This window comes from Arthrobacter sp. Y3223164 (assembly GCF_059091005.1).
This window is the reverse complement of the sequence record NZ_JBNHGF010000680.1, coordinates 1-882: the sequence shown is the minus strand read 5'-3', so window position 1 is coordinate 882 and position 882 is coordinate 1. Positions and strand designations below refer to the sequence as shown.

Annotated in this window: 1 protein-coding gene; it reads right to left on the bottom strand. The window is 70.7% G+C overall.

Translation table 11 applies throughout. The features are described from left to right. Nucleotides 1–882: Lhr family ATP-dependent helicase (locus AC5RUJ_RS17370; protein ID WP_494156389.1), on the bottom strand; the 882-nt coding region annotated here is incomplete at both ends.

Below are 882 nucleotides of genomic sequence, written 5' to 3'. Positions count from 1 at the left end.
CGGTGCGAGGTGGTCCCGCCGGCCAGCAGCGAACGCACCGGGGCGAACGTGTCGTTGGTGATCCGCCCGGCCCACAGCAGGTCCCACAGCGCGCTGGCGACGGCGTTGTCCCCCGGTTGGGTGCCGCTGGCCGCGAGCAGGTCGGTGAGCTGTCGGAAGAAGTAGGCGCCGCCGTAGCCCCCGGTCCCGGAGAGCGCGTTGAGCAGTTCGTATTGCAGCACGCTGGGTTCGAAATCGGGCTGGGGATTCAGCGTCAGGTGCGCGGCGTCGGCCAGATGCAGGCTGATCCAGCCGTCGTTGCCGGGCATCGACCCGGCGCCGGAGATCAGGATTTCGCCCGTGGCGGTCAGCTCGTCCAGCATGGCTGGGGCGTAGTCGCTCACGCGGGACGCCAGGATGAGGGGTTCCCACGCCGACGCCGGGATGGGTACCCCGGACAGTTGGTCCACCACCGTGACTACGCCGTCCAGGCCGCGTAGCTTCGCCCCGACGTTCTGCCAGGTCGGCAGGAACCGGCCATAGGTGGCAGGATCCACCGGTTCGACTTCCTTGCGCAGGGCGGCCAACGACCGGCGGCGGATCTTGCGCAGCACCTCGACGTCGCACCATTCGGTCTGGCGCTGATCCGTCGGGGCCGGAGAAGCCACGTCGGCCGTGCCGTGGGTTCCGCCCTCCTCAGCTGGCGATGCGCCGCCGGGCCGGAACTCGCCTTCGACCACGCGGCCGTCCTTGAGCAACCGTTGTAGCGCGGTGTGCACCACGGCGGTGCCCAGGCCCAGCCGCCTGGCACATTCGGCGGCGGTGAACGGGCCATGAGTGCGGGCGAAGCGGCTGACCAGGTCGCCGAGCGGGTCGGCCACCGGCTCGATGAACGCCAGCGGC